Raw genomic sequence first — 6,000 nt, 5'->3', positions numbered from 1 at the left:
CCACCCATCCGCAGAGACGATTCTGCACCTTCCGTTCCGAGGAACGCCCCGCAAGGGCCGTCCCTTTTTCATACCCAAAATCAGGGGGATTTCTTAAATGGCTCTTTCTCTGGCCGAGGCTGCAAAGCTGTCCACCACCGAGCTACAGCGGGGCGTGGTGGAAACGTTCGTTCAGGAGTCCAGCATTCTGGACCGGATTCCGCTGCTGACCATTGAGGGCAACACCTACGCCTACAACGAGGAAGCCACGCTGCCGGGCGTGTCCTTCCGTTCCGTGAATGAGGCGTACCCGGAGTCCACGGGCACCGTGAACCAGAAGAGCGAGTCTCTTGTGATTCTCGGCGGTGACGCATGCCGCGCATGTCGGCGGCCAGGTGTCGCTTGCGCCCGTTGATCAGCTTCCCGCCGTCGAAGCCGGCGAAGCTGGTGCCCGCTCAGGAGTGGACGCTCACCACCTTCGGGGCGGAGCCCGCGGCCGCCGTCGAGGGGACGTCGGCGGCCGCGCGGCCGCGTCGCACGCAGGCGGACCGGCGCGCTCTCGGTCTCGCCGCTGCCCGCGCCTTCCGCGCCTTCCGCGCCCGTGAGGGACACCAGACCGTGCCCCGCAAGCATGTCGAGCTCCTGGACGACGGTCAGGAGATGACGCCTGGAAGCCGGCGCGACAACGCCGCCGCCGCGCGCACCAGTGCACCGATGAGGCGCGCGCCGAGCCCATCGCACCCGGCATGCGCTGGCCGCCGCATCGATGCCTTGGGGACTCATTCCCACCCTCAGTAGTGCGAGGTTCTGGGGTCGTTGTTCCGTCCCTAGGCTGCAGATAGATCAGGGGTGGCGAGGCCGTGAACGCCACGCCACACGGTCTTGCACCGTGCGGGCCACGCAATCGGGTCCGCACTCACCGACAACATGGGGGAAGAAATGTTGAACCGCAGGAAACTGCGCACGGCAGCCATCGCCGCGACCGCGGCCGGGATGCTGATGACCGGAGCAGTCGCGGCCGGCGCCACCGAAATGGGAGGCAACTCCGTCGGCAGCTGGCACGCCTACGCCGAGTCGGACTGGACCGGCGCCGACAAGGACTTCTCCGGAAACACCGGGGACTGCAACTACGTCGGCGCCGGCTGGAACGACCACATCCGCTCCGCCCGCGCCAACGGCGACAACGTCAAGGTAGAGCTGTGGGACAACGCCGACTGCACCGGGGGCTCGATCACCATCGACGGAGGCGGCTACCACAGCATCGGCGACTGGGTCAGCGCCTACCGAGTCACCAGCTAACACTCCAGCAGGCCACCGACTGACCTAACCGAGCACACCCACGAAGGCCCGCACCACGACGTTGGTGCGGGCCTCCGGCGTCCCGCAGCTTCCGTACGTCATCGTGATGCTGATGCCTGGGGACAGGTCGACGTTCCGGTAGGCGCAGGAGTAGGCGCAGGAGTCATCGGCCTGGCGGGCCCGGTCACGGGCCATGCCGATGCGCCACGACTCGTCCTCGCCGATGCGCCACAACTCGTCCTCGGTGCGCGGCTGCTGCCCCAGAAGCTCCAGCACGTCCTCCACGTCGCCACTGCACGTCTCCAGGCAGAAATACATCGCCCCTTCCCATCCCCTTCGACGGATCACTCCTCGGGGCCGCCAACTCCCGACACCGCCCCCCGCCCGGCTCACAGCAATGAACTCGGCTGGGAGCGGATCCTCTGAAGTGACGCCCGAGAGCAGGCGGTGAGGTCGTCGTTCCGCTGGTCAGGGCTGGGGGCAGCGGTGTCGATGTCCGCGTGCTGCCTTGACTCGGAGCCCTAACGCACAGTCGAGCCGCCCTCTCCCGTGTCCGTGACTGCTCCGGCAAGCCACGTCGTCGTCGGGTTGCTGCAGATGCGTTTCTCCACCACACGGGTGGTTGTGACGCGTGCTGTGGGTGTGCCGCCGTGATGCCCTCCATGCGGGTCCCTTACATCGGCTGGATGACCAACTCCCGTATGTCCCGGCGCCGATTCACGACATCGACGGCCCTCTCGGTCTCCGGCCTTGCGACCGCCGGTGCTCTTTCCGGCACCGAGGCGGACGCCCGCACCCGGTCCAGGCTGCCCGCCGAGGGGGAAGCGGCGGACAGCCGGTCAACACGCCCGGTCTGCAGGGATGTTGCGCGGGCCCTGCTGATGCTCGACGACCAGGACAAGCCCCTTCGTCCGCTCTACAAGAAGACCCTGCTGGAAGCCGGACTGCCCCGCAGCCGGGCAGGTGGGAGCAAGAGGATTCTGGTGATCGGCGCGGGGGTGGCCGGACTGACCGCCGCGTACCTCCTCAAGGAGGCCGGGCACGATGTCACGGTGATCGAGGCCAATGCCAACCGCGCGGGCGGCCGTATCAAGACGTTCCGCACCGGCGGCCACGAGCACGCCGAACAGCCCTTCGCCGATCCGAAACAGTACGCCGAGGCCGGGGCCATGCGCATCCCGGACACCCACGAGCTCGTGATCGGCCTCATCGATCAACTCGGCCTCACGCGACGCATGTTCTACCTCACTGACGTGGGGCGCGACGAGCAGCCGGCCGCCCGCACCTGGCTGTACGTCAACGGGGTGCGCATGCGCCGCGTCGACTACGCCAAGAACCCCCGCAAGGTGAATCAGTCCTTCGGCGTCCCCCAACACCTGTGGGACGTACCAGCTTCGAAGATCCTCAAGACGGTACTGGATCCCGTACGCGATGAGTTCTCCACCGAAGGTCCTGACGGCGTACGCGTCGACAAACCGCTCGACGAGTGCCTCGAAGGCTGGGCCCGGGTGATCGAACGGTTCGGTGAGTTCTCCATGTACCGCTTCCTCACCGAACACGCCCGACTCGACAGCGCCACCATCGATCTGCTCGGCACCCTGGAAAACCTCACCTCACGCCTGCCGCTTGCCTTCCTGCACAGCTTCATGAGCGCAGCCCTGATCGGCCCTCAGACGCGCTTCAACGAAATCAGCGGCGGCACCGCCGCCCTCGCCGACGCGCTACTGGCCCGGGTGCGCGACCTCGTGCACTTCAACCGCCGTGCCACACGCATCGCATACGATGCCGAGGCACCCGCTGGGTCGGGGGTATGGGTCGACACCGTTTCCGAGGACGGGGCAGGCCCGTCCGTGCGCGAGCAGTTCACCGCCGACCGCGTGATCATCGCAATCCCCTTCTCCGGACTGCGCCAACTCCCCATCAGGCCCCGCATCTCGTACGGCAAGCGCCGCGCCGTCATCGAGCTGCACTACGACGCCGCGACCAAGGTGCTCCTGGAATTCTCCCGCCGATGGTGGGAGATGACCGAGTCGGACTGGAAGCGAGAACTGGACTCCATCCGGCACGGACTGTACGAGGAGTACCGCAACGGCAAAGCCGCAACCGACGGCTCCCTCCTCGCCATTCACCCTTCGGTGCCCCGGGGCTGGCTCAAGGACGGGCAGCGACTTCAGTACGCAGCTCGCCGCTCCGCCGAGAAGGACCAACCCGAAGCGACCTCGGTCATCGGAGGCGGTTCGGTCTCCGACAACTCCAACCGGTTCATGTTCCACCCCTCCCACCCGGTACCGGGCAGTGCCGGAGGCGTCGTGCTCGCCGCCTACAACTGGGCCGACGACGCCCTGCGCTGGGACTGCCTGGACGACGACGCCCGCTACCCACACGCCCTGCGCGGACTGCAGGACGTCTACGGCCAGCGCATCGAGGTCTTCTACACCGGCGCGGGCCAGACCCAGAGCTGGGCTCGCGACCCGTACGCCTACGGAGAGGCATCCGTACTGCTGCCAGGCCAGCACACCGAACTACTGCCCCACATCGCCCGGCCGGAGGGCCCTCTGCACTTCGCAGGCGATCACACCTCCCTCAAACCCGCCTGGATCGAAGGCGCACTCGAATCAGCGGTACGCACCGCACTCGAAGCCCATCACGCCTAGGGCGTGTCTGATGGGTCAGTCCGAGTCGGGTGTGGCTCCTCTGAGGGAGCTGCCAATCCGTGGTCATCCACCGTAGTGCTGCGCGATGCTGACGAGATGGCAGACGAGTCCTTTGAGGTGTGGGCACGGCGGCGCGAGATGGCACGGCAGCGCAAGAAGGGGCGGCTGCGCCTCAGCGCGCTGGATTCAGGGCCTGAGCGGGGCTCGCATGTGAACCCGGAGGCCCCGCGGGTGATCTCGCGATGGGATGGATACGGGTGGGAGCCGGTCGCCGTCGCTCGAGACTGGGCGGCGGCCGCGCAGGTGCAGCGACCGCTCGGCGATGCCGACGAGCGTGCTGGCCGGACGGACTCGACTCGCGCCAGTGGCTCGCGCGCGTCCAAGACGCCCGGGAGAAGCAGCCTGACGACCGCTGAGCGCAAGCGGGGAAGAGTGCGCGAACTACTCGATGAAGCGAGCTGGAGATAGCTCTTCCGCCGGGGCTTGTTGAGCAGGCATGACGTCTGGGTGGCCTGCGGCCACGGGCTCGTGTCTCCTGCTGTTGCGGCAGGACTTTGGGGGCTGCGATGGGCTCGTTGAGTGAAGAGCTGGAGCATCGAGAGGCGGTGGCCCGCCGCCGGGTTGAGGAACTCCGGGGTCAGCTTGATGCCTTGTAGCAGGAGTTGGCGGCGGCCGAGGAGCAACTGGCGCGGCTGCGGATCACCGGGAGACGGTGGACGAGGTCCTCGCCGAGACCGCCCCGGACTCGCATGGTGCCGAGGCCGACGAGGTCAGCGAGGGCGAGTGAGACCACGGCGCCGGGGGCTGGTTCGGTGATCGGAGTTGTGACGGTACCGCCGTGGCGGCCGGGGCTGGATGCATCAGTGTTGCTGACGTCCTCTCAGGACTTGCTGGAGATCCTGACCGATGCCGGTACGCCGCTGCGAGCGAAGCAGGTCGCCGTGGGCGTCGGGCTGGGCAGCGAGAAGCTCTCCAAGTGCGCACAGGCACACCGTCGCCCTGCGGCGGGCGGCGGTGTGCCTCACTGTGCGCGCAGCCACCGGTCGAATCGGGGGCCTGATGCGGTGTGTGTGGATCTCGTCAGCGATTCCGGCCGTGCCTGGGTGAGGCAGGAGGAAGGCCGCGAGGAACGACAGGGCGAGGAGGCCGGTCCCGCTGCACAGCGTGGCCGTCATGGCGGTGGTGTACCCGGTCGCTGTGGCGCCGTGGTGGCCGAGCGGCCATGGACCGCGGAGCCAAGGGCGGGTTCGCCCGCCCCTCTTCAGTGGCTCGTCCACCACGCGGCCCCGACACCGCTGGATGTGGTCACCAGCGTGATCAACCACGCCGGGATGCGCTGAATTCGTAAGTAGAGCCCCCCGCACCGGAATTCGATCAACGGGCTCTCAACGGGCTCTTCGAGCTTTCGCTTCATTCGGCCATTCAAGCAGGTCAGGACCTCGAACTGTCATGTGCCGTTTCTGTACAAAGAGCGCCCCGCATCTTTGACGCACTGCACAGAAAAATAACCCAGAACTGCCCGGCTATCTGGGGAAACCCCTGTTCACGCTCCCGAGTTACTTCGCAGACGACGGCGCACCGAGACGGGGACGGCTGTGCGAGGGACGGGCCTGAAGGGCGACGTGAGCTGCGAGGCAACAGGTCCAGGTCAGCGGCTCCACCCGTGGAACTTCGGCACCGGAACGCAGTACAGGTCGTCGATGTCGTGCAGCAGAGTGCCGTTCCAGTCCCAGACGGTGTGCCTACTAGTGCGTGCCCGGCGGCTCACGGGGCTGTCGCTTGCTGCTCTCCGCCAGGCTCGGTCGGGTAGGTCGTGTGACTCCCGCGGGCGGCAGATCGTTTCAGTCAGCATGAAGCGAGATGTGATCTGGCTGATGACGAGTGGGTTCGGCGGGACCCGCGTCTGCCGAGGAAGTGCGGGCGTGTAGGGCGTTGGTAGTGCCACCGCAGGGTGATCAACGGGCTTCTGTTCGGGCAGCGGGCCGGTCTGCCGTGGCGGGGTCTGCCGCCAAGGTCCGGGACGTGTGGGGCAGTTCGCGACCGTCATCGCAGGTGCCCGCGGCCGCCG

6 protein-coding genes and 2 pseudogenes are annotated in these 6,000 nt (G+C 67.3%); 6 read left to right on the top strand and 2 right to left on the bottom strand.

Annotation, left to right across the window (positions count from 1 at the left end; genetic code table 11):
- Positions 1-97: 97 nt before the first annotated feature.
- Together ACQB60_RS32460 and ACQB60_RS32455 are read left to right on the top strand one after the other, a co-directional pair.
- Positions 98-352, top strand: a pseudogene (locus ACQB60_RS32460) (major capsid protein); the annotation flags it as partial.
- Positions 353-918: 566 nt separating this feature from the next.
- Positions 919-1,278 (top strand): peptidase inhibitor family I36 protein, encoded by a 360-nt coding sequence (locus tag ACQB60_RS32455; RefSeq protein ID WP_496929675.1) that lies wholly within the window; start codon positions 919-921, stop codon positions 1,276-1,278.
- Between the two features lie 24 nt (positions 1,279-1,302).
- On the opposite strand, the gene ACQB60_RS32450 is transcribed toward ACQB60_RS32455, so the two are convergent.
- Positions 1,303-1,563, bottom strand: a complete 261-nt coding sequence (locus ACQB60_RS32450) for a hypothetical protein (RefSeq protein ID WP_496929674.1) — start codon at positions 1,561-1,563, stop codon at positions 1,303-1,305.
- Positions 1,564-1,964: 401 nt separating this feature from the next.
- On the opposite strand from ACQB60_RS32450, the gene ACQB60_RS32445 reads away from it, so the two are divergent.
- Both ACQB60_RS32445 and ACQB60_RS32440 read left to right on the top strand, forming a co-directional pair.
- The gene (locus ACQB60_RS32445) at positions 1,965-3,932 is read left to right on the top strand and encodes a flavin monoamine oxidase family protein (protein WP_496929673.1); all 1,968 of its coding nucleotides are present in this window, start codon (positions 1,965-1,967) and stop codon (positions 3,930-3,932) included.
- A gap of 96 nt (positions 3,933-4,028) precedes the next feature.
- Positions 4,029-4,400: a DUF6087 family protein gene (locus ACQB60_RS32440; RefSeq protein ID WP_496929672.1), complete on the top strand. Its 372-nt coding sequence runs from the start codon at positions 4,029-4,031 to the stop codon at positions 4,398-4,400.
- A gap of 169 nt (positions 4,401-4,569) precedes the next feature.
- Here ACQB60_RS32440 and ACQB60_RS32435 read toward each other — a convergent pair whose 3' ends face one another.
- Positions 4,570-4,725: a hypothetical protein gene (locus ACQB60_RS32435; RefSeq protein WP_496929671.1), complete on the bottom strand. Its 156-nt coding sequence runs from the start codon at positions 4,723-4,725 to the stop codon at positions 4,570-4,572.
- Positions 4,726-4,819: 94 nt separating this feature from the next.
- Here ACQB60_RS32435 and ACQB60_RS32430 point away from each other — a divergent pair, with 94 nt between their 5' ends.
- Positions 4,820-5,272: a hypothetical protein gene (locus tag ACQB60_RS32430; RefSeq protein ID WP_496929670.1), complete on the top strand. Its 453-nt coding sequence runs from the start codon at positions 4,820-4,822 to the stop codon at positions 5,270-5,272.
- A gap of 527 nt (positions 5,273-5,799) precedes the next feature.
- Positions 5,800-5,985, top strand: a pseudogene (locus ACQB60_RS32425) (transposase); the annotation flags it as partial.
- Positions 5,986-6,000 lie beyond the last annotated feature (15 nt).

The sequence above is a fragment of the Streptomyces odontotermitis genome, from assembly GCF_050510915.1.
Taxonomy (GTDB): domain Bacteria; phylum Actinomycetota; class Actinomycetes; order Streptomycetales; family Streptomycetaceae; genus Streptomyces.
This window is presented reverse-complemented; position numbering and strand designations above follow the sequence as displayed.

What these genes read in the sequence shown, in the direction of transcription:
- ACQB60_RS32455 (WP_496929675.1), top strand. Translation starts at nt 919, where the DNA reads ATGTTGAACCGCAGGAAACTGCGCACGGCAGCCATCGCCGCGACCGCG.
- ACQB60_RS32445 (WP_496929673.1), top strand. Translation starts at nt 1,965, where the DNA reads ATGACCAACTCCCGTATGTCCCGGCGCCGATTCACGACATCGACGGCC.
- ACQB60_RS32440 (WP_496929672.1), top strand. Translation starts at nt 4,029, where the DNA reads ATGGCAGACGAGTCCTTTGAGGTGTGGGCACGGCGGCGCGAGATGGCA.